The following is a 19,680-nucleotide window of genomic DNA, read 5'->3' as shown; positions in this document are numbered from 1 at the left end:
ATTCTCAAATCCCACCAAATCGTACTTATGAGAAGCATTTATGCATCGTTGGCCGCTGTGCTGCTAGGCTCGCACGCTTACGCCCAGGCCCCCATCAAGACCCTGCCGTATCCGCAGACGAAAAAGGTCGACACCGTGACCACCTACTTCGGGACCAAGGTGGCCGACCCGTTCCGCTGGCTGGAAAACGACCAGGCCGCCGACACCAAGTCCTGGGTGCAGGAAGAAAACAAGGTGACCCAGGCTTACCTGGCCCAGATTCCTTTCCGCGACGCCATCCGCAAGCGCCTCGAAACGCTGTGGAACTACGAGAAGTACACCGCCCCCTTCAAGGAAGGCAAGTACATGTATTTCACGAAGAATACCGGCCTGCAGAGCCAGTCGGTGCTGTACCGGCAGCAGGGCGCCACGGGCACCCCGGAGGTATTCCTCGACCCCAACAGTTTCTCGAAAGACGGCACCACCTCGCTGGCCGGCATCAACTTCACCAAAGACGGCAGCCTGGCTGCTTACCAGATTTCGGAAGGCGGCTCCGACTGGCGCAAGGTGATTGTGCTGAAAACCTCGGACAAGTCCATCGTGGGCGACACGCTTAAGGACGTGAAGTTCTCGGGCCTGGCCTGGAAGGGCAACGACGGCTTCTACTACAGCAGCTACGACAAGCCCAAAACCGGCAGCCAGCCTGGCCGGCAAAACCCAGATTCATAAGCTGTATTACCACAAGCTGGGCACGCCGCAAACGGCCGATAAGATGGTGTTTGGCGGCGAGAAAACGCCCCGCCGCTACATCAACGGCTCCGTGACCGAGGACGAGCGTTTCCTGGTCATCAGCGGCGCCAACACCACCACCGGCAACGAGCTCTACATTCAGGACCTGAGCAAGGCGGGCAGCCCCATTGTGCAGGTGGTTGATAATGAGAAGAACGAAGTGAGCGTGCTCGACAACGTGGGCAGCAAGCTCTACATCGAAACCAACCTGAACGCACCCAACGGCAAGGTGGTGACCGTGGACGCAAGCAACCCCAAGCCCGCCAACTGGAAAGACCTGATTCCGGAAACCAAGAACGTGCTGCGCGCCACCACCGCCGGCGGCAAAATCTTCGCCAACTACCTGAAAGACGCTACGTCGCTGATTGAGCAGTACGACATGAACGGCAAGAAGGAGCGGAGCATTGCCCTGCCCTCGGTGGGCTCGGCCGGCGGCTTCAGTGCCAAGAAAGAGGAAAAGCAAACCTACTACACCTTCACGTCCTACATCTACCCGCCCACCATCTTCAAGTACGACATCGCCACCGGCAAATCGACGGTGTGGAAGAAGGCCGGCGTGCAGTTTGACCCCACCAAGTACGAGTCGAAGCAGGTGTTTTACAACTCCAAGGACGGCACCCGTATCCCGATGATTATCACCTATAAGAAAGGCACGGTGATGAACGGCAAAAACCCCACGCTGCTTTACGCCTACGGCGGCTTCAACTCCAGCACCACGCCCGGCTTCAGCACCTCCAACATTGTGCTGCTCGAGAACGGCGGCATCTACGCCGTGCCCAACATCCGGGGCGGCGGCGAGTACGGCGAGAAGTGGCACCTGGCTGGCACCAAGCTCCAGAAGCAGAACGTGTTCGACGACTACATTGCCGCGGCCGAATACCTGGTGAAGAACAACTACACCTCGAAAGACTACCTCGCCATCTCGGGCGCTTCCAACGGCGGCCTGCTGGTGGGCGCCACCATGGCCCAGCGCCCCGAGCTGTTCAAAGTAGCTTTCCCGGCCGTGGGCGTGATGGACATGCTGCGCTATAACCAGTTCACAGCCGGTGCCGGCTGGTCATACGATTACGGCACGGCCCAGGACTCCAAGGAGATGTTTGACTACCTCTACAAGTACTCGCCCTACCACGCACTGAAGCCCGCCAGCTACCCCGCCACCCTGGTCACCACCGCCGACCACGACGACCGTGTGGTACCCGCGCACTCTTTCAAGTTCGCGTCCAAGCTGCAGGAATCGCAGAAGGGCCCGGCGCCGGTACTCATCCGCGTTGAAACCAAAGCTGGCCACGGCGCAGGCCGCTCCACGGCCCAGGTCATCAGCGAGCAGGCAGACAAGTGGAGCTTCATGTTCCAGAATATGGGCGTGACGCCGTACCAGAACAACTAACCCAACCGAGTTGAGCTGAAAAGCCTGCCGGCCCCAATGGGTCGGCAGGCTTTTTAGGTTAATACGCCAGCGTGCTGTCAGGCACAGCGTCCAGTGCCTCAATTTGGGCCCGGTAAGTCGGTGGCAAAATGGCGGCTTTCATCCAGCGCCCCAGCGCCGCCTGCTGGGTACGGCGGTACACCGGCAGGATGGGCCGCACCCAAGAGGTAGTGCCCAGCTGCAGCAATTCGCGCACGGTGCCGGGTACCACCAGGCGCTGGGCGTGGCGCAGCAGCCAGTAGCGGAACGGGCCCAGGTGCTTGCGGTATTGTTGGTACAGGTCGGCGGTGAAGCGGCTGTATTCCAGGTCGGCGGCCAGGTGCTGCTGGCGCACGGGCAGCCATTCGGCATAGGTGGCCGGCACTTCCCTGACGCCCATACGCCGGCCCACGCGGGCAAACACGTCGAAGATTTCCTCTTTTTCTGCCGGGGTGAGCGGGCGCTCCAGCGTCTCGAAAGCGCGGATGGAATAGTCGATGAGCAGGAACAGCACGTCGCGGTAGGCCCAGTCGGGAATGGCCATGCCGCGCTTGGCTTCCACGGCCCCGTGAATGGCGGCAATTGAATCGATGGCGCGCTCGGCCCCGGCCTGGCTGGAGTACACGATGCGGCGGGCGTACTCCACCGTCGAAAACAAGCGGGCCAATGGGTCGGCGGGCAGGCGGCCGGTGAAGTAAAGCCAGTCCACGGCCTTGTTGAGGGCAAACTCGGCCGCCGCACCCGCAAAAATGAACAGCACGGTATCGGCCTTGCCCCAAATGGCGCGCACCACCGACCCCGGCTTCACAAAATATTCCATGCTGCAAGAACGGCTGGCGTTGGCAAAAGGCTCCGGGCCCTGAAGAACGTGTTATGCAGAGCGTTTTTAAACTACTGCCCGTCATGCCGAGCGAAGCCGAAGCATCTCGCGTGTGGTAGTAACTCAATCGTCTGTCATGCTAAGCCTGCGAAGCATCTTATCAGGTAAGAACTAATCGTTCCACTGTGATAAGATGCTTCGCAGGCTCAGCATGACAGGCGGCGCGAGCGAGATGCCTCGGCTGCGCTCGGCATGACGGTTAATTGTTAATGCTGGTATCCTGCATTTTAGCCCAATATTTCGTACACGATGGGCTTGAAGGCGTAGTTGTTCGACATCTCGGCCGAGCAGGCCGTCATGCCCACAATCAGGTCCATTTTGGCTTCGAGTATTACGTAGTCGCCGGCGCGGCTTTTGGGTGGCAGCACGCCCACCTTGCCCGTGTCGCCGTCCACGGTCACGTGCATGAAGATGTTGAAGCAAATCGGAATCTGGTCGGGGGTGATGCCGTGCGGGGCCAGGGCCTCGCTCAGGTTGCCGAAGCAGCCGCGGTGCGGGTGCTCGTGCCCATAGATGATGCGAAACGTGTCGGCGCTGCAGGGCGTGAGCAGGAAGTCGTGCCGGCCCACGGTGTCTTCCACCATCTCAAACATCACGTTGCTCCGGTTGGAGTAGAACGGGTGGCCGGCGGTGAGGAAGATGGTTTCGGCGTAGTCGATGGTGCGGCCCGACGACAGGTACTCGGCCGTATCATGCAGGTTAAAGCACACAAAGTCCGATACTTGTTCGCCCTGCGGGTCGGTTATTTTCAGGCGCTGGCCCCGGCGAAGAAGGAAAGCGGTGCCGCTACGCGGCGGTATTAGCTGAGGCTCGGGCATGGGGGCTGAGGAAAGGGCATTGCCAGGCATCGTCGTAGGCTTTGCCGGTGTACTGGTATACTTCGGAAGCGGCACCGTAGTTCTGCAGCATCGGGTTTACCGAGCCGGAGTAGGCCACGTCGCGGGTCCGGATGGTGTCGCGCAGGTGGTCGAAGCGGCCGTTCGTCCGGATTTGCTCGAACTGGGCGTGTGGGTTAAACACCAGCGTGGGGTACTGGAACTGCCGCGCCGCGCGGCCGCTGCCCGGGTGCAGGCCCACCACAAAAAAGGCCTCTTCCTTCAAACTGAAGCTGAATTCGGGCGAAGTAGGGTCGGCCACCACGCGCGGGTCGTAACCGAACTTTCGGGCGTCGAGGTTGGCCAGCGACTGCAGCCGCTGCCAGAACAGCTCCTCAAACAGCGCCTCGTTGGGCTGGGTGGGCCCGCGGAAAATGACGGCCGCGCTGTGGTAGAGCTTTTCCGACTGCCGGTATTTCTCCACAAAGCCGTAGATAAAGTCCAGAATCTCCGCGTCGTCTTTGGGGCAAGCCAGATGGTCAACGACTAAGCAATCAAGCTGCTTCCAGGTGAGCGCGGTCTTGGCAGCCACACAGGGAAAATCTTTCCTGGCGATGTAGTCAAAGTATTCTTTGACTTCGGTAGGTTCTTTTAAATCAACCATATACTGGATAAGCTAACTGCTCTGGTAGGAGCACTAATTGGAAAGGGGTGGGCTAGCTTACGGTCCAGGAAAATTTTTTGTTTAAAAAAGTCTAACAAAAGTTAAACATAATGATATTGTATCGAGCTTATCGTTTTCAGTCTCAGCAGTAAAAAGCCCGCTGAATGGTTCAGGTTTTCCGCCTTGGTTTCGGGTGCCCCTTAGGAGCCGAAGGATTGCGCCGGGCAAGAAATTGAGCTGAAAAGCGGGCCGCTGAGCTGCCCCGGTGTTTACCCGAAGAAACGGCCGCCGTACAAGCAGACTTCCCAGGCTTGGCCACTCCGGCCCCACTGCTTGTATGCTGCATCCTTTCGTCAAAGAGTTTTTCGCAACCCGGCCATGGTGGGCTCGCTGGTGCCTAGCTCCCAGGAGCTTACCGATAAGGTGATGGAGCCCATCGACTTCGCCACGGCCCAGTGCATTGTGGAGTATGGGCCGGGCACGGGCGTTTTCACCGACGTCATCATTCAGCGGCGCCGGGCCGAGACGGTGGTGCTGCTAGTGGAGCTAAACGAGGAGTTTTGTAAGCTCCTGAAGGAGCGGTACGCGGGCCAGCCCAACGTGCACGTGGTGCTGGGCTCCGCCGATAAAACTGGGGAGTACCTGCAGGAAATCAACGCCCCGCAGGCCGAATACGTGGTGTGCGGGCTACCCTTTACCTCGCTGCCGCTGCGCCTGGACTACCGCATTCTGGAGCACACCCGCGACGTGCTGCCGCCCGACGGCAAGCTCATCCTGTTTCAGTACTCGCTGCAGAATACCAAGCTGTTCGAGCGGTTTTTCAGGCTGGAAAGCCAAACCCACGTGCTGCTGAACCTGCCTCCGGCGCACGTGCTGGTGTACACGCCGGAGGCTGGCTCAACAGAAGAATCCGGCAGCTCGGCTAGTGCGCCACCACCAGCCGCTGCGTAGAAACGGCTTTGCCGGACTCGACTTTCACGAAGTACGTGCCGTTGCCCCAGGAACTGGTGTCCAGGGTGTGCGTGCGGCCGGCTACGCGGTACGTGCTCCGCACCCGGCCCAGCAGGTCGTACACCGTGAGCTTGCTTTGCGTGGCGGCCGAGGCGGGCAGCTCCACATGCACCAGGCTGGTGGTCGGGTTGGGGTACAGCTGTAGTGCAAAAACCTTTTTGGCGTTGGCCGTGGCGGTGGGCTGGGCCAGTGTGAGGCGGAGCAGCCATGTTTGGTGGGCGGCCAGGGCGGGCAGCGCCGTACTCCAGCTGCTGAAGCCGCCCTGCGCATCGACGGTAACCGAGCCCGCGGCCTGGCCCGTGTACAGGTCGGTGGCCTGGTAGGTGCCCGCGGGCAGCGACGACACCGCCAGCGACACCGACGCCGCGCTCACGGCCGTATTGGCAAAGTTGGACACCACCACCACGGCCTCCTGCTTGTATACCCGGGCGTAGCTGAGCAGGCTGCTGGTGGCCGCCGTGAGGGGCAGCAGGTAGCCTTTGCGTAGTACTTCCTGCCCGGTGCGCAGCCCAATGAGTTTTTTGTAGTGGTTGAGCAGCGAGGCCGGGTCAGCCTGCTGGGTGGCCACGTTGAACTGGGCGTAGTTGGAATTGAGGCCCCGCCACGGCGAGCCGGTGCTGAAGCCCGCGTTGGTGCCGGCCGTCCACTGCATGGGCTTGCGCTTGTCTTCGTCGGGGCCCGCGCCCAGCATGCCCACTTCCTCGCCGTAGTACAGGAAGGGTACGCCGGGCATAGTTAGGTACAGGGCGGCGGCCTGCTTCATCAGGGCCTGGTTGCCGCCGAGGGCGCCCATCACCCGGTCCTGGTCGTGGTTGGTGAGGAAGGTGGCGTACTGCAGCTTGGGGTAAGTGGCGTCTACCAAATTGAGCTGGGTGCGCAGGCCCGCGGGGTTGCCGGAGTTGGTGGCGTTGATGATGGCCGTGGCCAAATCGAACTCAAAGCACACGTCCAGCCGGTCGTTCACCACGTAGGGCCGCACCTTGGGCGTAACCGACCAGGCCTCGCCCACCGTGAAGGCGTTGGGGTTGACGCGCTTCACGGAGTCATGAAATTCCTCGAGAATGCTGAAGGTTTCCGGCGTGTCTTCCAGCGTGGTGCCGGTTTCCACCAGGTACTTCACCGCGTCGAGCCGGTAGCCGTCCACGCCTTTCTGGAGCCAGAAGCGGGAGGCGTCCCACATGGTAGCCTTGAGCTGCGGGTTGCGCCAGTTCAGGTCGGGCATGCCGTCCCAGAAAATGCCGTAGTAGTAGCTGCCGTTGCGCGGGTGCCACACCGTCTGGCCCCACGGCCCCTTGTAGGTGGGCTGGGTAGCCGACCACAGAAACCAGTCGCGGTAGGGGCTGGTGGCGCTGCTGGCCGCCTGCGTAAACCACGGGTGCTGGCTCGAGGCGTGGTTGAGCACCAAGTCGATAATGACCTTGATGCCCCGGGAGTGGGCGGCGGCCAGAAACGCCTCAAATTCGGCCATGGTGCCGTAGTCGGGCTCGGTGGCTTTGTAGTTGGTCACGTCGTAGCCGTGGTAGCTCGGCGACTCCATCATGGGCATCAGCCACAGGGCCGTCACGCCCAGGTCGGTAGTGGTAGCGGGGTTGCCGTCGTTCAGGTAGTCGAGCTTGGCGGTCAGGCCCGCGAAGTCGCCTTTTCCGTCGCCGTTGCTGTCGTAGAAGCTGCGCACGAATACTTCGTAAAACACGGCGTCGTTCCACCAGAAGGTGCTATAGTTGGTGATGGGCGCCGTGCCGCAGCTCTGGCAGGAGCCAAAGCACGCGGCGGCCGGCGCGTTTACGGCCGCCGTAGCGTCCAGTACCCGGGTCAGGGTGCCGGTGCCGTCGTCGGTGCCGCAGGCGGCGGGCACGGTCTCGGCGCCGGCCAGGGTGTTGCCGTTCACAAACCGGTACTGGAAGCGGCCGGGTGCGGGCAGCGACAGCTGCACTTCGTAGGTGCCGTCGCTGTTGTCGTCGCGCAGCTCAATGGCGGTGGCATCGCCGTTGGTGCCGTAGCCGGCCAGGGCCTGGAAGTTGCCCACCACGTGCACTCCCGTTCGCGCCACGGTTTGGCCCTGCATGTTCACGGCCAGCCGCACCTGGGTGTTGCAGTCGCCAAAGCCCACGCTGGGTAGGCGCAGGGCGGTGGCGCCCAGGCTGAGCTGGCGGTTGACGTTGCCGCCGCCGTCAGTTACGCCGCAGCGGCGGCGGGCACCTCGGCCCCGGCCCAGCTGTTGCCGTTCACGAATTTGTAGAGGTACAAGCCTGCCGGCACGTTCACCGTGGCTTCGTACACCTTGTCGTTATCGGGGTCGAGGAGGGCGGTGGTGGCCGGGTTCCAGTCGCCGGCAAAGCCCGCGGCCGCCTGGAAGTTGCCCGCCACGTGCACCCCGCCCGCGCCCACGGTCTGCCCGGTCATATCAACCCGGAAGGTGAGGGGCGTCGCCTGCCCGAAAAAGGTCAGCGTTAAGCAGGCAAGAAGGAAGAGGTGTTTCATGGGGCAAGCAAAGCGCTGGGTGGGGGCAGCCGGTTATCAGAAATTCATATAAAGATACCCCGGTAGTGCCCAATGCCCTTGTTGCGGTGGCAGCGGAATTGCTGTTGTAGAGACGCAATATTTTGCGTCTCGTCGTTGAACGGCAACGTTTGAATTGCGCGGCTGGCGCGAACGACGAGACGCAAAATATTGCATCTCTACATCCATTCAACGTCATTCAGTACTTACGACAGTGCCTGGGGCGCCGGCGATGAGCCGGCCGGCCGCGACTTGTCCTCGGGCAGCGGCACAAACTCGGCGTTGTCGTTCGGCGGCAGGGCAATGCGGCCGGCTTGCCAGTCGGCTTTGGCCTGCTCAATTCGCTCGCGGCGCGATGACACAAAATTCCACCAGATAAACCGCTCGCCCAGCGGCTCGCCGCCCAGCAGCATGAGCGTGCTGGGCTCCAGGGCCACCAGCACGGGGTCGAGGCCGGGCGTAAAGACCAGCAGCTGGCCCGGGGTATAGGTTTGGCCGTTCACTTCCACGCGGCCTTTGGCCACATAGGCGCCGCGCTCGGGGTAGCCGCGGGGCAGGCCGAAGCGGGCGCCGGTTTGCAGTACCACGTGCAGGTAAAACAGGGGCGAGTGCGTTTTGACGTCGTTGCGCAGGCCGAAGGCGTCGCCGGCAATCAGGCGCATCCATACGCCGGTATCGGTGAAGATGGGCAGTTCCTGCGGCTGGTAGTTGGCGAAGGCGGGGGCTTGCTCTTCGGCGGCTTCGGGCAGGGCCACCCAGGTCTGAATCATCTCCAGGGCGCCGCCCGCCAGCGCGCCCGGGTCCTCAAACCGCTCGGAGTGGGCAATGCCGCGGCCCGCCGTCATCCAGTTGACTTCGCCCGGCCGGATAATCTGCTCCACGCCCAGGCTGTCGCGGTGCGTGACCTGCCCGCCAAACAGGTAGCTGACGGTGCTCAGGCCAATGTGCGGGTGGGGCAGCACGTCGAGGCTGTGCAGCTGCTCGGGCGCCACGTGCACGGGCCCGGCGTGGTCCATAAAAATGAACGGCCCCAGCATGCGCCGCAGCCGGTACGGCAGTATCCGCTTCACCGCGAAGCCGGGGGCCAGGGAAGCGGGGCGGGCATCAATGACGAGGTCGAGCATAGGGGGCGAAATTGAGCTGATTTACGTTAGGCCTAGTGCTACGGAAGATACGGCCGCCGCCTCCAGAGGCAGAACTGGCGGCGCTAAAGTCACTCTAAAAATAAAGGCACTTGCAGAATAGCCGGCAATCAGAATGTCGAATTGACAACATGATAGCCGTTTTGGAATCGGCGTACGGCCGTGCTACTGTTCATGCAATCCGAAACTGCTCCAACGGTCCTAGTGCCCAAGAGCCCAGGAGTTTGGTGAAGTAGGCCACAAATAATAAATTTGGCGCCTTAATTCTCACCCTTACGCTATGAATTTCATGATTTTGGCCGGTTCTATTGGCTGTTCGTTGGTCAGCAGCTGCTTGTTCCTGTTGGGGTTTGGTGAGCCCACGGTTCCGCCGCAGGCGTCCCAGGCCGTGCCGGCCACCATCGCCACGGCGCCAGCAGCGCCCACCTATACGGTAATCGACCTGATGCCTACCTTCTGGAAATTCTGGGCCCAGGCCAAAGGCAAGGACGAAGCCACGCAGGCGCAACTGTTCAAGAAGCTGGTGGCCGACCCGCACCCCGAAGTGTACAACAACGACGTGCTGGGCGGTGGCCCGTCGCCCAAGCCCTTGCCGAAGCCCTGCCCACCCGCTACCGCATGGTGCAGGGCATGGTGCAGCCCAAGATGGCCATTGTGGAGCGCTTGTCCAAGCAAATCGGCAAAGACCTGCCACGCTACGAAAGCCGCTTCCGCCAAACCTTTCCGGACCTGAACTACACCGGCCGCATCTACTTTATGTACTCGCTCGGCGGCTTCGACGGGGCCACCCGCTCGGTGCAGGGCCAGGAAGCGCTGCTGTTTGGGCTCGACATGATGGCCTATGTGTACGGCAACGACGCCGACCCCGAGCCCTTCTTCGACCACGAGCTGTTCCACATCTACCACTCCCAGTTTCTGGAAGACGGCAGCAACATCGTGGGCTACCTGTGGCGCGAGGGGCTGGCCACTTACGTCGCCCACGCCCTCAACCCCAAGGCAGCGGGTGTGGCCCTGTTTGGGCTGCCGCGCAACACCCCCGAGCGCACCCAGGCCGACCTGCCCCGCTACGCCCGCGAGCTGCACGCCGTGCTGACCTCCGAGTCCAAAGACGACTACACCCGCTACTTCATGGGCGGCTACGATGAAAAAGCCGCAACGCCCGCCCGCTCGGGATACTACATCGGCTACCTCGTGGCCGAAAAACTGGCCAAGCGCCATTTGCTGCAGGAATTGGCGCACGCCAAGCTCAGCCAGCTGCAGCCCGAAATTGAGCTGGCCCTGACCGAGCTGGAAGCCCCGGCCGCCAGCAAATAGCCGCATCTGCCAGCCACCCCGCCGTTGCCAAAATTGGGCTACCTTCCGGCCATGAATCCTTCTCTTCCGGCCCTGGTAATCACGGGCGTATCGAGTGGCCTGGGGCTGGCCACGGCCCGCGCTTTTGTGGGCCGCGGCTACCGCGTGTTTGGCAGCGTGCGCACCCCGCCGATGCCGCCCGCCTGCAAGTTGAGCTAGGCGAAAACGTCGTGCCGCTGGTTTTCGACGTGACCGATGCGCCCGCCGTAGCCCAGGCTGCGGCCGAGGTAGCGCGCCAGGCGGCCGGCGAGCCCCTGCGCGGGCTCATCAACAACGCCGGCATTGCCGTGGGCGGCCCGCTGCTTTACCAGCCCATCGATGTAGTGCGGCAGCATTTCGAGGTGAACGTGCTGGGCCTGGTGCAGGTAACGCAGGCGTTTCTGCCGCTGCTCGGGGCCCGGCCCGATTTCCGGGGCCGCCCCGGCCGCGTCATCAACATTGGCTCGGTGAGCGGGCAGGTAGCTTCTCCTTTTATGGGCGCCTATGTGGGCACCAAATTCGCGCTGGAAGGCCTCACGGCCACGTGGCGCCGCGAGCTGCAGCTGTTCGGCGTGGGCATGGTGCTTATCGGGCTGGGCGTAACCAAAACGCCCATCTGGGATAAGGGCATCGACCTGGAGCCCTACCGCGACACGCCCTACTACGCCGCGGCCCAGCGCTTTGCCGGCTACGTGAACCAAACCCGCGACAAAGGACTCAGCCCCGAGTACGTGGCCGGGCGGCTGGTAAGCATTCTGGAAACGCCCCGCCCGCGCCTGCGCTACACCATCGCGCCAGACGTGCTGCGCAGCTGGATAGTGCCGCGCCTCATTCCGGCCCGCGTGCTCGACTGGCTGCTGGGCAAGGGCATCGGGCTGCTGCCGCCGAAGCGCTAGCTGGTGGTGGTCGGTTGAGCTGAATTGCGCTAGCGCACCAGGCTCAAACCAGCCTTTGTAGGCCGTGCCGTCGGCCAGCAGGCAGCGGTAGTAGTACACGCCAGGGCCTTGGCCTTCGCCGCCGTAGGTGTTGCGGTAATCAGGCGAGTGGTATATCTGCTGGCCCCAGCGGTTGAACACCGTGAGGGCCGTGCCCGGGTGGCGCTCCACGTTTTCGATGGTGAACACGTCGTTTCGGCCGTCGGCGTTGGGGGTGATGATGTTGTAGAAAAACAGGCAGCTGTCGTCAGGGCTGATGCGCTGCACGGTGGGGCAGGCGGCGCCCGCGCCGCTCACCTGCAGGGTAGCCACGGCTCCCGGCGCCACATCCACCCGCACTTCGTTGGTGCCTTGCCCACTCACGAGCGTGCCGTTGGTGATGGACCACTGGTAGGCAGCGGGCGGGCCGGCAACGGCGTAGCGCAGGCCGGTGTTGGCATTGGCGGTGCGGCAGTAGGCGGCGGGGCCTTCTACGGGCGGGCCCGTGCCCACGGCCACGGCCCGCACCACCGAGTCGGTGAGGCAGCCGGTGGCAGAGATGCCCTGCACCGTGAGAGTGCCCGCGCCCGGCGCCGTCCAGCGTACCTGCACGGTGGGGCCCCCGGCCGGGCCCAGCGCCTGGCCGCCTTGCACGCGCCAGCGGTAGGCGTTGCGGGCCGGGCCCGAGACTGTGTAGTTGGCCACACTTTCGGCGCACAGCACCGAATCGCCTAGCACGCGGCTGGGAGCCACGGGCTTGTGCACAAACACGCGGTACACCGTGCCCGTGGTTTTGCTGCCGCAGCCGTAATCGGCCACGGTCACCACCACGTCGTAGGGCGTGGCGCGGGCCATGCCGCAGGCGGTGCGCAGGCGGAAGGCCCCCGTCACGATGCCCGGGCCGCTAATGGCCGCGCTGCCCAGCGGGTTGGTAAGCGAGCCCGTGCCGGTCTGCCCGTTCAGGGTCGCATCTACGCCCCCGTTGCCATCCAAGAGCACGCTGCTCACATTCATGCCGATGGGCTGGCCTTCGGGGTCGGTGGCGGTGATGTCAAAGTTCAGGGGTTGGCCTTCCTCCACCTGAAAGTCCTTTTGGGCCAGGGTAGTCCGGCTGAAAACGGGTGCTTTGTTGCCGGGCCCCGAGCAGGCGCGCACCACCACGTGCACGTCGCGCCGGAGCGTGCCCAGCAGCACTTCCTTGCCGTTGATGGTGCGGTACTCGTCCACGTCGATGGCCATGAGGTAGGTGCCCTGGGCCATGCCCAGGTAGGTGGCTACCCCGGTGCGCGCGTCCATGTTCACAAAGCCCGAGGTACCAAACGGCTGCGGGGCCGAATAGCCCGGCGCGTATATTGCCGGCGAGCCGACGGTGAAGCTATTGGGTGTGGCAAACCGGTAGCTGAGGCGGTCGCCGTCTACATCGTAGGCGTTGTTGATGACGGTGGTGGTGTCGCCCTGGCACACCACAAACAACGCATTGTCGGAAAACGCCGGCGAATAATTGGGGATGGTCGGCGGGGTCATGTCCACCGATAAGGTCATGTATTGCTGCGAGGAATTCAGGAGGTTGGTAATGCCCGCATTCCGGTTGCCCACGGTATAGGAGGCCACGTAGCCGGCGGTGGAGGCGGGCAGGCTCACGCCGGTGACGTACATGGCCAGCGTCACGGGCGGCCCCTGCAGGGAGCACCCCGGCACAGGCGGCGCCGTAATTGTCTGGTAGCTGTACCGCACGACATTGGTGAAGAGCACCGAATTGCCAGGGGCGTCCTTGGTGCTGATGGCCAGTGGGATATAAGCGTCGCCCACGGGCCGCGTGCCGGAGTCATAGTATATCAGCGCCGTGACCTCGTAGCGGTGCGGCCGGCCCGCCGGCCCCTTGTTGTCTATGTATTTATACGTCAGCTCGCCGCCTACCAAGTGGGAAGCAGCGGCCGGCAGCAGGCCCAGCATCACCCAAAGAAATAGCAGCACACCCGCTCTTAAAGAGCCTGCTTTGGGTGGAAGTACAGCCATAAATAAAGAAATGAATACTTTGAGACATGCCAAGATAAGCGTTGAGCCAGTAACGCCAGGGCAGCAGTTTCGCCTCGCTTATTTGCCCAACCTGGAGGGTAGGCCTATTATCAATTGGGCCTCAACTCCAGTTTCGGCCTTGGCGCCCGGCCCTCCCGCACTGCTACTGATAAAATTGAGCTGCCACTGCTTATACCGGAGAAGAGGGGCCAGCCTCCTTTAAAGGAGGAAGTACAGTATTGCGAGGCTACCTGCTACTTTTATCGCTCTACCGCTATACTCCTGTATGAAACAGTACTTACTGATTGGATTTGCCTTGTGGGCAGCTTCCGGCCTGGCCCAGGCCCAAGCCATTCGCTTCGAAAAAGACTCCCTGCCGCAGGTTTTTGCCCGGGCGCGCCAGCTCAACAAGCCCGTCTTTGTGCTGATTTCTTCGCCACCGACGCCCGCCGCTTCGCCGGGCGTGCTCAGGAAGTCGGGCAGTGAGTCGGGGCTTAATGCACCGGCCGTGGCAGCGGTGCTGAACAAAGATTTTTTGAACAAGGAACTGGTGTACGGGACCGCCGAAAGCGCTTCCGTGATTCGCCAGTATACGGTATCGCGCTACCCGGCTTGCCTCTACTTTGAGGCCGATGGCAGCTTGCTTTATCGCAGTGCCGGCAGCGCTTCCAACGAGCAGCGCTATCTGCAGGATTTGCAGGCGTTTCGGCAAGCCCAAGCCGACCCGCAGAATCTGAGCTATTTCCAGACCCAGTTTCAACAAGGCAATCGGTCGGTTAGCTTTCTGAAGCAGTACATGAGCCAGTGCCAGCAGGCTGGGCCCTCGTGGACCCCGACCTGCTGGACGCCTACGTGAAACAGCTACCGCCCCGCACATTCGACCGCGCCGCCGAAGTGGTGTTTGTGCTCGGCCACGGGCCGGTAGTAGGCAGCAAGGCGTACCAGCTCACCCGCCGCAACACCCGGCTCTACGACAGTCTGTACCAGGCCCTGCCCCTGGCGCAGCGCATTGCCATCAACAACCTGATGATTACGAATACCATGGCCCAGGCAGTTGCAACCAAAGACCGTAAGCTGGCCACGCAGGGCGCCAATTTCGCCCGCCGAACCTGGGGCAACAATCCCGCGCGCGGCACCCGGGCCTTCGATGACAACATGCTCGGCTTTTACAGCAGCACCAAAGACACCAGCAATTACCTGGCCGCGGCGGCCAGCTTCTACGAGCGGTACTACATGGCAGTCTCGGCCGACTCGGCCAAAAAGTGGTGGCCGCGGTGCAGGCGTATCGGCAGGAGCAGCGGGCTGCTCTGCAACGTCTGGCCAACCCCGTAGCGAAGCCAGCCGGCGCCAAAATGGGTCCAAACGGTACCTTTGTGGTGCGGCAGCAGTTTTCGGTGGGGCCGCCCAATTCTTTTCTGCTGGAGCTGAACAACGGCGCCAAGGCCATTTACCAAACCGGCACCCGCAACCGCAAATACCTGCAGCAGGCCCTGCAATGGAGCAAGCGCACCGTTGACCTGGACCCGATTTCGTACAACTACGATACCCTGGCTCATCTGCTCTACCGCCTCCGATTCTTCGACGAGGCGGAAGCCATGCAGCAGCAAGCCGTGGCGGCCGCCCGCCAGGAACAAGAACCCGCCGCATCCTACGAGCAGGAACTGCAGAAGATAAAGAAACGCACCCTCTAAAAGCGCGGGCTTGCCTGCCGCCTGAGCTAACCAAACCGGCCGCCGCCGGTTTCAGTCTTCCACGTTTAAGCCCCACCCTTTGGCCGAGTTTACTACCGCAAATCAAAGCCGCCCCAATGTCGGGCCCGCTACCATCGTGCTGGCCGGCGCCACCGGCGACCTTGGCTTTCGCATCGCGCACCACCTCCTAAAGCGCGGAGCCGTGGTGCGGGCGCTGGTTCGGCCGGGAAGCACCAGGCCGGAGGTGGCCGCCTTGCGCGAGCAGGGCGCCGAAGTGGTGGAAGTTGATTTCAACAGCGTAGCGGCGCTCACCAAAGCCTGCGCGGGCGCGGCCTGCGTGGTATCGGCGCTGTCGGGGCTGCGCGAAGTGATAGTGGACCTGCAAAAGCGGCTGCTCGATGCGGCCGTGGCGGCCGGTGTGCCCCGCTTTATCCCATCGGATTACTGCATTGATTACACCAAGCTGCCCGACGGCTCCAACCGCAACCTCGACCTGCGCCGGGAGTTCAACCAGCGGCTCAACCAGGCCCCCATTCAGGCCACGTCGGTGCTCAACGGCATGTTTACCGACTTGCTCACCGGGCAGGCGCCGGTGGTGCTGTTCAAAATCAATCGGGTGATGTACTACGGCGATGCTGACCAGCCCCTGGACTTCACCACCACAGAGAATACGGCCGAATTCACGGCCGCCGCGGCCCTCGACCCCACCACGCCGCGCTACCTACGCGTGGCCGGCGAGGTGGCTTCCGTGCGCGGCTTGCAAAAGGCCGCCAGCGCCGCCACCGGCCAGCCGTTTAAGCTGCTGCGGGTGGGAGGGGTGTGGGTGCTAGGTGGCCTGATTAAGGTGACCAAAGCCCTGATGCCGGCCAGCGACGACGTGTTTCCGCCCTGGCAGGGCATGCAGTACATGCACAACATGTTCACGGGCCTGCCCAAGCTCCAGCCGCTCGACAATGCCCGCTACCCGGACATCCGGTGGACGCCGGTGCGCGAGGTGCTGGCGCAGCGCCCCAGCGCTTAGCTCAACTCAATTAGCGGGCGCGCCGGCCCGAGATGTCGCTGAGACCATTGAGCACAACGGGCACCACGCCCCAGAAGATGGCCGCGTTGCGCTCGGCCCGGGGCTGGCGCGGCAGCAGGTAGCCCAGCGCCAGAAACAGCGGCCCGCCCACCTGGCCCACCCGCACGTGCGTCCGGAAGCTGAGCAGCGGCCAAATGCCCGTCGGAAACCGCGTGATGCAGCCAATGGCGCCCTCGCCCAAGGCATTGACCAGGATAAGGGCCCCGGCGGGCTTGCTGCGCCGCATGGCCCACGCCGCCATGCCCAGCATAAGGGGAAAGCAGAGCCGGTCGATGATGGCGTGCGCGCGGGGCGAAACGAGGTCGGTAGCGCGCCGTTGGGCTGAATTGGGCATAGCAGCAGAGCAGGCAAATGTTAAAGCCCTTTGACGTACGCCCGTTGTACCCGGGAGTTATGGCTGAGCTTTAAATAAGGCCCCACTGAGCAGTGCTGATTCGGGAAGCGGCCCCCCAAATGGCGTCGGAAGGAACGGTTGAGCCAGAAGCCACTGCCGGGCCGCACCGCCAGGCCAATCGGCTCAGGCAACCCGGCTTTGACTTTGAATACCTTATTTAATCACCTCAAACCAGCCTTTGTAGGTGGCGCCATCGGCGGTTCGGCAGAGGTAATAGTACAGGCCTGCTGCCGTGATTTCGCGGCCGTAGGAGTTCTGATAATCGTCGGAGTGATACAGTTTCTGGCCCCAGCGGTTGAACACGGTGAGGGCCGTGTTGGGATGGCGCTCGATGTTCCTGACAACAAAGGCGTCGTTCTTGTTGTCGCCGTTGGGGGTGATGACGTTGTAGAAGTACAGGCAGCTGTCGTCGGGGCCCACCAGCAGCGTGGTCACGCAGCTGCCAGCACCCGGCTGGGCTACCTGCAGGGTGGCCGTGGTGCCCGGCGTGATGTTCACTACCACTTCCCGGCTGCCTTGCCCGCTCACAATGGTGCCGTTGGTAATGGTCCATTGGTAGCTGGAGCTCTGCCCGTTGGCTGTGAAGCGCAGGCCCGTAGCAGCCGTGAGGCAGTAGCCTATCGGGCCCGTGATGGGCAGGCCAGGCCGGATGCTCACCGGGTACGAGACAGCCTGAGTGGGGCAGCCGAGGTCCGTGGTGCCGTTCACCCGCACGGTGCCGGTAGTGCCGGTCCCCCACAGCACCTGCACCGTTGGGCCGGTGGCCGGGCCCAGCACCTGGCCTCCCAGCACACTCCATTGCAAAGAGCCGCTGGCGGCACCTCCTGAGACTGTGTACGTGGCCACGCTCTGGGCGCAGACCGTGCCAGTGCCTTGCACAACGCCCGAAAACACCGGTCGCGTAACCGTGATGCGAAACGTGGCGACCACCGTTTGGGTGTTGCATGCCTCGTCGGTGGCCGTTACCAGCACCTCGTAGGGTGCGCGGCGGTCGGCCCCGCAGCCGGTGAGCCGGAAGGTGCCCGCTACTGTCCCGGTGCCTCGAATGGAAGCCTGGCCCACCGGATTGGCCCCGACGCTGGTGCCGGGCTGGCCGCCAAACGAGGCATCAATACCGCCCGAGCCGTCCAGCAGCGCGCTGCGCGCGGTGAGGGTGAGCGGGTCGCCGTCGGGGTCGGTGGCCGCCACATCAAACTGCACCGTTTGCCCTTCCCGGATGGTGAAGTCCCGGGGTTGAGCCAGGCTGGCGGCCGTGAAGGCGGGCGCCTGGCCGGGCACGCCGCTGCACGTGCGCACCACCACCTGCATATCGCGGCGGGCGGTGCTCAGCAAGATTCGCTGGCCGTTGATGGTGCGGTACTCCTGCACGTTGACCGCTACCTGGAACACGCCTTGCGAGGGACTCAGATAATTGGAGATGCCAGTGCTGGCATTTACCTCAAATTTGCCGCCGGCCCCAAACGGCTGCGCAGGGGTATACCCCGCCGCGTAATCTATCAGGTTGCCATAGAGACCACCGGGCCTGCTCACCTCGTACACCAGGCTCGTCGCCGTCGGGGTCGTACGCGTTGTTGGGCACAAAGAGTTTGTGCCCGCGCATATGAGGGTCACGGGAACGGTGGAGAAAACCGGCGAAGCGTTGGGCACACTGGCCGGCGCAATCTCAATGCCAAGGAACATGCCTTCGTCGACGGACTTTTTGAAGTTGGTGATGCCGGCCACCCGGTTGCTGTTATTGCAATAAGCATTGTATCCCGAGTTACTCATCGGCAGGTTCACGGTGGCCACGTATAGCGCCATCGACACGGGGGCGCAGCCTGGCCACAGCCCGGCAGGGTGGGTACCGTAATTTCCGTTTTGCTGGTTCGGAGGACCTTTACCGCCTGAGTCGGGATGTCGTACGACCGGCCAGTGATGTAAATAATAAGCTCCTGCTCTACAGGGTCGGTAACGGGGTTGAAGTACACCCGCATGGTGAGCTCATAGCGCCACGGCTTGTCGGCCGGCCCGTTGGCGTCGAGGTACTTATAGCTCATTTCCCCACCGAACAAATGCACGGCAAATGCTGGCTGCAGCCCCACCAAAAGCCAGAGCAACAGGAGCAACCCGCCGGGTAATAAGAAGGCTCTCGGAGTAGAAAGGGGCATGGCGTAGAGATAGATGGATTTCGAGAAATCAATATTACCCGAAGTCCTTCAATAATGCCCGCTACTTCATTCGCATTCTTAAAGCCTGGTTCCGGGAAATGCGGCCTGGGAACCGCTACCCGTGGCACGCCCCGCCAACTGGCGTAGCCTTCGCCCCCGTTTTTGCTCCAGCTGCTTGATATTGCAGCGTAGCGGCCGCCTCCCGCGCCTTGCAGCAAACCACGCCCACGTAATGACTCCCCCAACCACCCTGCGCGAATCGGCCGTGCTCATCCCCGTGTTTCGCAACGGCGCCGGCGAGGCCACGCTCGTGCTGGTGCGTCGCGGCGACTACGGCGTGCACGGCGGCCAGGCTGGCGTTTCCCGGCGGCAAGCGCGACCCCACCGATGCCTCGCTGCTGGCCACGGCCCTGCGCGAAACCGAAGAAGAAATTGGGCTGCCTGCGGCCGCCATCGATGTGTTGGCCGCGCTTCCGCCTATCCAGACGCGCACCACGGGCTTTCACATTGCCCCGTTTCTGGCCCGCATCGTGCCGCCGCCCACGTGGCGCTTTGCGCAGCCCGAAATAGCCGAGGTGCTGGAAGTCCCCCTGCACCACCTCGCCGACCCGGCCAACGCCGGCCAGGAGCACTGGCACTTCCCCGGGTGGCCCAACCCCGAGCCTGGTTTCCTTCTGGCGGGTGGGGCCGCACTACCTGTGGGGCGCTACCTACCGCCTGCTGCGTCCGCTGCTGCCGCGCCTGTTGGCCGGAGAGTGGGAGTTGTAAAGTCGTTGCCCACGCTACGTCCCGCAGCCGATACCACCGGCCGGGCCCCATTGCAACGCCCGACCTTACTCAGGTTGTGTTTCCCCGGCTGCCTCCTGGCTCACTGAGTAGAGAAGTGCCGCTACCTTGCCGGGAAGAGGAGTCGACCACTTA

The 19,680-nt window shown here is 62.9% G+C and carries 21 protein-coding genes and 1 pseudogene; 12 read left to right on the top strand and 10 right to left on the bottom strand.

Annotation, left to right across the window (positions count from 1 at the left end):
* The first annotated feature begins 27 nt into the window (after positions 1–27).
* Both ACFQT0_RS25490 and ACFQT0_RS25485 read left to right on the top strand, forming a co-directional pair.
* On the top strand, positions 28–708 hold the full coding sequence (locus ACFQT0_RS25490) for a hypothetical protein (RefSeq protein WP_380205794.1): 681 nt from the start codon (positions 28–30) through the stop codon (positions 706–708).
* Positions 683–2,155, top strand: a complete 1,473-nt coding sequence (locus ACFQT0_RS25485; RefSeq protein WP_380206136.1) for a prolyl oligopeptidase family serine peptidase — start codon at positions 683–685, stop codon at positions 2,153–2,155. Before ACFQT0_RS25490 ends, ACFQT0_RS25485 begins: the two co-directional genes overlap by 26 nt.
* Before the next feature lie 58 nt (positions 2,156–2,213).
* Here the strand turns inward: ACFQT0_RS25485 and ACFQT0_RS25480 are convergent, their stop codons facing one another.
* The 3 genes from ACFQT0_RS25480 to gntA form a co-directional block, all read right to left on the bottom strand.
* Positions 2,214–2,993: an oxygenase MpaB family protein gene (locus tag ACFQT0_RS25480; RefSeq protein ID WP_380205793.1), complete on the bottom strand. Its 780-nt coding sequence runs from the start codon at positions 2,991–2,993 to the stop codon at positions 2,214–2,216.
* Positions 2,994–3,280: 287 nt separating this feature from the next.
* Positions 3,281–3,871, bottom strand: coding sequence for a DUF1989 domain-containing protein (locus ACFQT0_RS25475; protein ID WP_380205792.1), 591 nt, complete (start codon positions 3,869–3,871; stop codon positions 3,281–3,283).
* Positions 3,840–4,532, bottom strand: coding sequence for a guanitoxin biosynthesis heme-dependent pre-guanitoxin N-hydroxylase GntA (gntA, locus tag ACFQT0_RS25470; RefSeq protein ID WP_380205791.1), 693 nt, complete (start codon positions 4,530–4,532; stop codon positions 3,840–3,842). The genes ACFQT0_RS25475 and gntA overlap by 32 nt, the downstream gene beginning before the upstream one ends.
* Positions 4,533–4,910: 378 nt before the next feature.
* On the opposite strand from gntA, the gene ACFQT0_RS25465 reads away from it, so the two are divergent.
* Positions 4,911–5,483 carry a class I SAM-dependent methyltransferase gene (locus ACFQT0_RS25465; RefSeq protein WP_380205790.1) on the top strand — a complete coding sequence of 191 codons (573 nt, stop codon included), beginning with the start codon at positions 4,911–4,913 and terminating at the stop codon, positions 5,481–5,483.
* Here ACFQT0_RS25465 and ACFQT0_RS25460 read toward each other — a convergent pair.
* From ACFQT0_RS25460 to ACFQT0_RS25450, 3 genes are all read right to left on the bottom strand, one after another.
* Entirely contained in the window at positions 5,455–7,653 is a 2,199-nt protein-coding gene (locus ACFQT0_RS25460) for an alpha-amylase family glycosyl hydrolase (RefSeq protein ID WP_380205789.1), read from the bottom strand. The genes ACFQT0_RS25465 and ACFQT0_RS25460 overlap by 29 nt on opposite strands.
* A 65-nt stretch (positions 7,654–7,718) precedes the next feature.
* Positions 7,719–8,024 (bottom strand): pullulanase X25 domain-containing protein, encoded by a 306-nt coding sequence (locus ACFQT0_RS25455; RefSeq protein WP_380205788.1) that lies wholly within the window; start codon positions 8,022–8,024, stop codon positions 7,719–7,721.
* 224 nt (positions 8,025–8,248) lie between these two features.
* Positions 8,249–9,166 (bottom strand): pirin family protein, encoded by a 918-nt coding sequence (locus tag ACFQT0_RS25450; protein WP_380205787.1) that lies wholly within the window; start codon positions 9,164–9,166, stop codon positions 8,249–8,251.
* A gap of 298 nt (positions 9,167–9,464) precedes the next feature.
* Between ACFQT0_RS25450 and ACFQT0_RS25445 the strand changes: the two genes are divergently transcribed.
* From ACFQT0_RS25445 to ACFQT0_RS25430, 4 genes are read left to right on the top strand one after another with little or no spacing between them, the layout of a single operon-like run.
* A complete protein-coding gene (locus ACFQT0_RS25445; RefSeq protein ID WP_380205786.1) occupies positions 9,465–9,917 on the top strand; it encodes a hypothetical protein in 453 nt (150 codons plus the stop codon).
* The gene (locus tag ACFQT0_RS25440) at positions 9,803–10,498 is read left to right on the top strand and encodes a DUF2268 domain-containing putative Zn-dependent protease (RefSeq protein ID WP_380205785.1); all 696 of its coding nucleotides are present in this window, start codon (positions 9,803–9,805) and stop codon (positions 10,496–10,498) included. The genes ACFQT0_RS25445 and ACFQT0_RS25440 overlap by 115 nt, the downstream gene beginning before the upstream one ends.
* 51 nt (positions 10,499–10,549) lie before the next feature.
* A complete protein-coding gene (locus ACFQT0_RS25435; RefSeq protein ID WP_380205784.1) occupies positions 10,550–10,696 on the top strand; it encodes a hypothetical protein in 147 nt (48 codons plus the stop codon).
* 11 nt (positions 10,697–10,707) lie between these two features.
* Positions 10,708–11,412 carry an SDR family NAD(P)-dependent oxidoreductase gene (locus ACFQT0_RS25430; protein WP_380206135.1) on the top strand — a complete coding sequence of 235 codons (705 nt, stop codon included), beginning with the start codon at positions 10,708–10,710 and terminating at the stop codon, positions 11,410–11,412.
* Positions 11,413–11,469: 57 nt separating this feature from the next.
* On the opposite strand, the pseudogene ACFQT0_RS25425 reads toward ACFQT0_RS25430, so the two are convergent.
* Positions 11,470–12,285 (bottom strand): annotated as a pseudogene (locus ACFQT0_RS25425) (gliding motility-associated C-terminal domain-containing protein); the annotation flags it as partial.
* 1,447 nt (positions 12,286–13,732) lie between these two features.
* Between ACFQT0_RS25425 and ACFQT0_RS25420 the strand changes: the two are divergent.
* The 4 genes from ACFQT0_RS25420 to ACFQT0_RS25405 all read left to right on the top strand — a co-directional run bounded on the left by ACFQT0_RS25420 (position 13,733) and on the right by ACFQT0_RS25405 (position 16,158).
* On the top strand, positions 13,733–14,302 hold the full coding sequence (locus ACFQT0_RS25420) for a hypothetical protein (RefSeq protein WP_380205783.1): 570 nt from the start codon (positions 13,733–13,735) through the stop codon (positions 14,300–14,302).
* Positions 14,299–14,778 carry a hypothetical protein gene (locus ACFQT0_RS25415; RefSeq protein WP_380205782.1) on the top strand — a complete coding sequence of 160 codons (480 nt, stop codon included), beginning with the start codon at positions 14,299–14,301 and terminating at the stop codon, positions 14,776–14,778. The genes ACFQT0_RS25420 and ACFQT0_RS25415 overlap by 4 nt, the downstream gene beginning before the upstream one ends.
* Positions 14,779–14,798: 20 nt before the next feature.
* The gene (locus ACFQT0_RS25410; RefSeq protein ID WP_380205781.1) at positions 14,799–15,137 is read left to right on the top strand and encodes a hypothetical protein; all 339 of its coding nucleotides are present in this window, start codon (positions 14,799–14,801) and stop codon (positions 15,135–15,137) included.
* Positions 15,138–15,216: 79 nt separating this feature from the next.
* The gene (locus ACFQT0_RS25405; RefSeq protein ID WP_380205780.1) at positions 15,217–16,158 is read left to right on the top strand and encodes an NmrA family NAD(P)-binding protein; all 942 of its coding nucleotides are present in this window, start codon (positions 15,217–15,219) and stop codon (positions 16,156–16,158) included.
* Positions 16,159–16,168: 10 nt separating this feature from the next.
* Here the strand turns inward: ACFQT0_RS25405 and ACFQT0_RS25400 are convergent, their stop codons facing one another.
* The 3 genes from ACFQT0_RS25400 to ACFQT0_RS25390 all read right to left on the bottom strand — a co-directional run bounded on the left by ACFQT0_RS25400 (position 16,169) and on the right by ACFQT0_RS25390 (position 18,759).
* Positions 16,169–16,552: a hypothetical protein gene (locus ACFQT0_RS25400; protein WP_380205779.1), complete on the bottom strand. Its 384-nt coding sequence runs from the start codon at positions 16,550–16,552 to the stop codon at positions 16,169–16,171.
* A 213-nt stretch (positions 16,553–16,765) separates the two neighbouring features.
* Positions 16,766–18,412 carry a gliding motility-associated C-terminal domain-containing protein gene (locus ACFQT0_RS25395; RefSeq protein ID WP_380205778.1) on the bottom strand — a complete coding sequence of 549 codons (1,647 nt, stop codon included), beginning with the start codon at positions 18,410–18,412 and terminating at the stop codon, positions 16,766–16,768.
* A complete protein-coding gene (locus tag ACFQT0_RS25390; protein ID WP_380205777.1) occupies positions 18,388–18,759 on the bottom strand; it encodes a hypothetical protein in 372 nt (123 codons plus the stop codon). The genes ACFQT0_RS25395 and ACFQT0_RS25390 overlap by 25 nt, the downstream gene beginning before the upstream one ends.
* A gap of 353 nt (positions 18,760–19,112) precedes the next feature.
* Here ACFQT0_RS25390 and ACFQT0_RS25385 point away from each other — a divergent pair, with 353 nt between their 5' ends.
* Entirely contained in the window at positions 19,113–19,634 is a 522-nt protein-coding gene (locus ACFQT0_RS25385) for an NUDIX hydrolase (protein WP_380206134.1), read from the top strand.
* The last annotated feature ends 46 nt before the right edge of the window (positions 19,635–19,680 follow it).

Origin of the sequence: Hymenobacter humi (assembly GCF_042665855.1) — a bacterium.
Taxonomy (GTDB): domain Bacteria; phylum Bacteroidota; class Bacteroidia; order Cytophagales; family Hymenobacteraceae; genus Hymenobacter; species Hymenobacter humi.
This window is presented reverse-complemented; position numbering and strand designations above follow the sequence as displayed.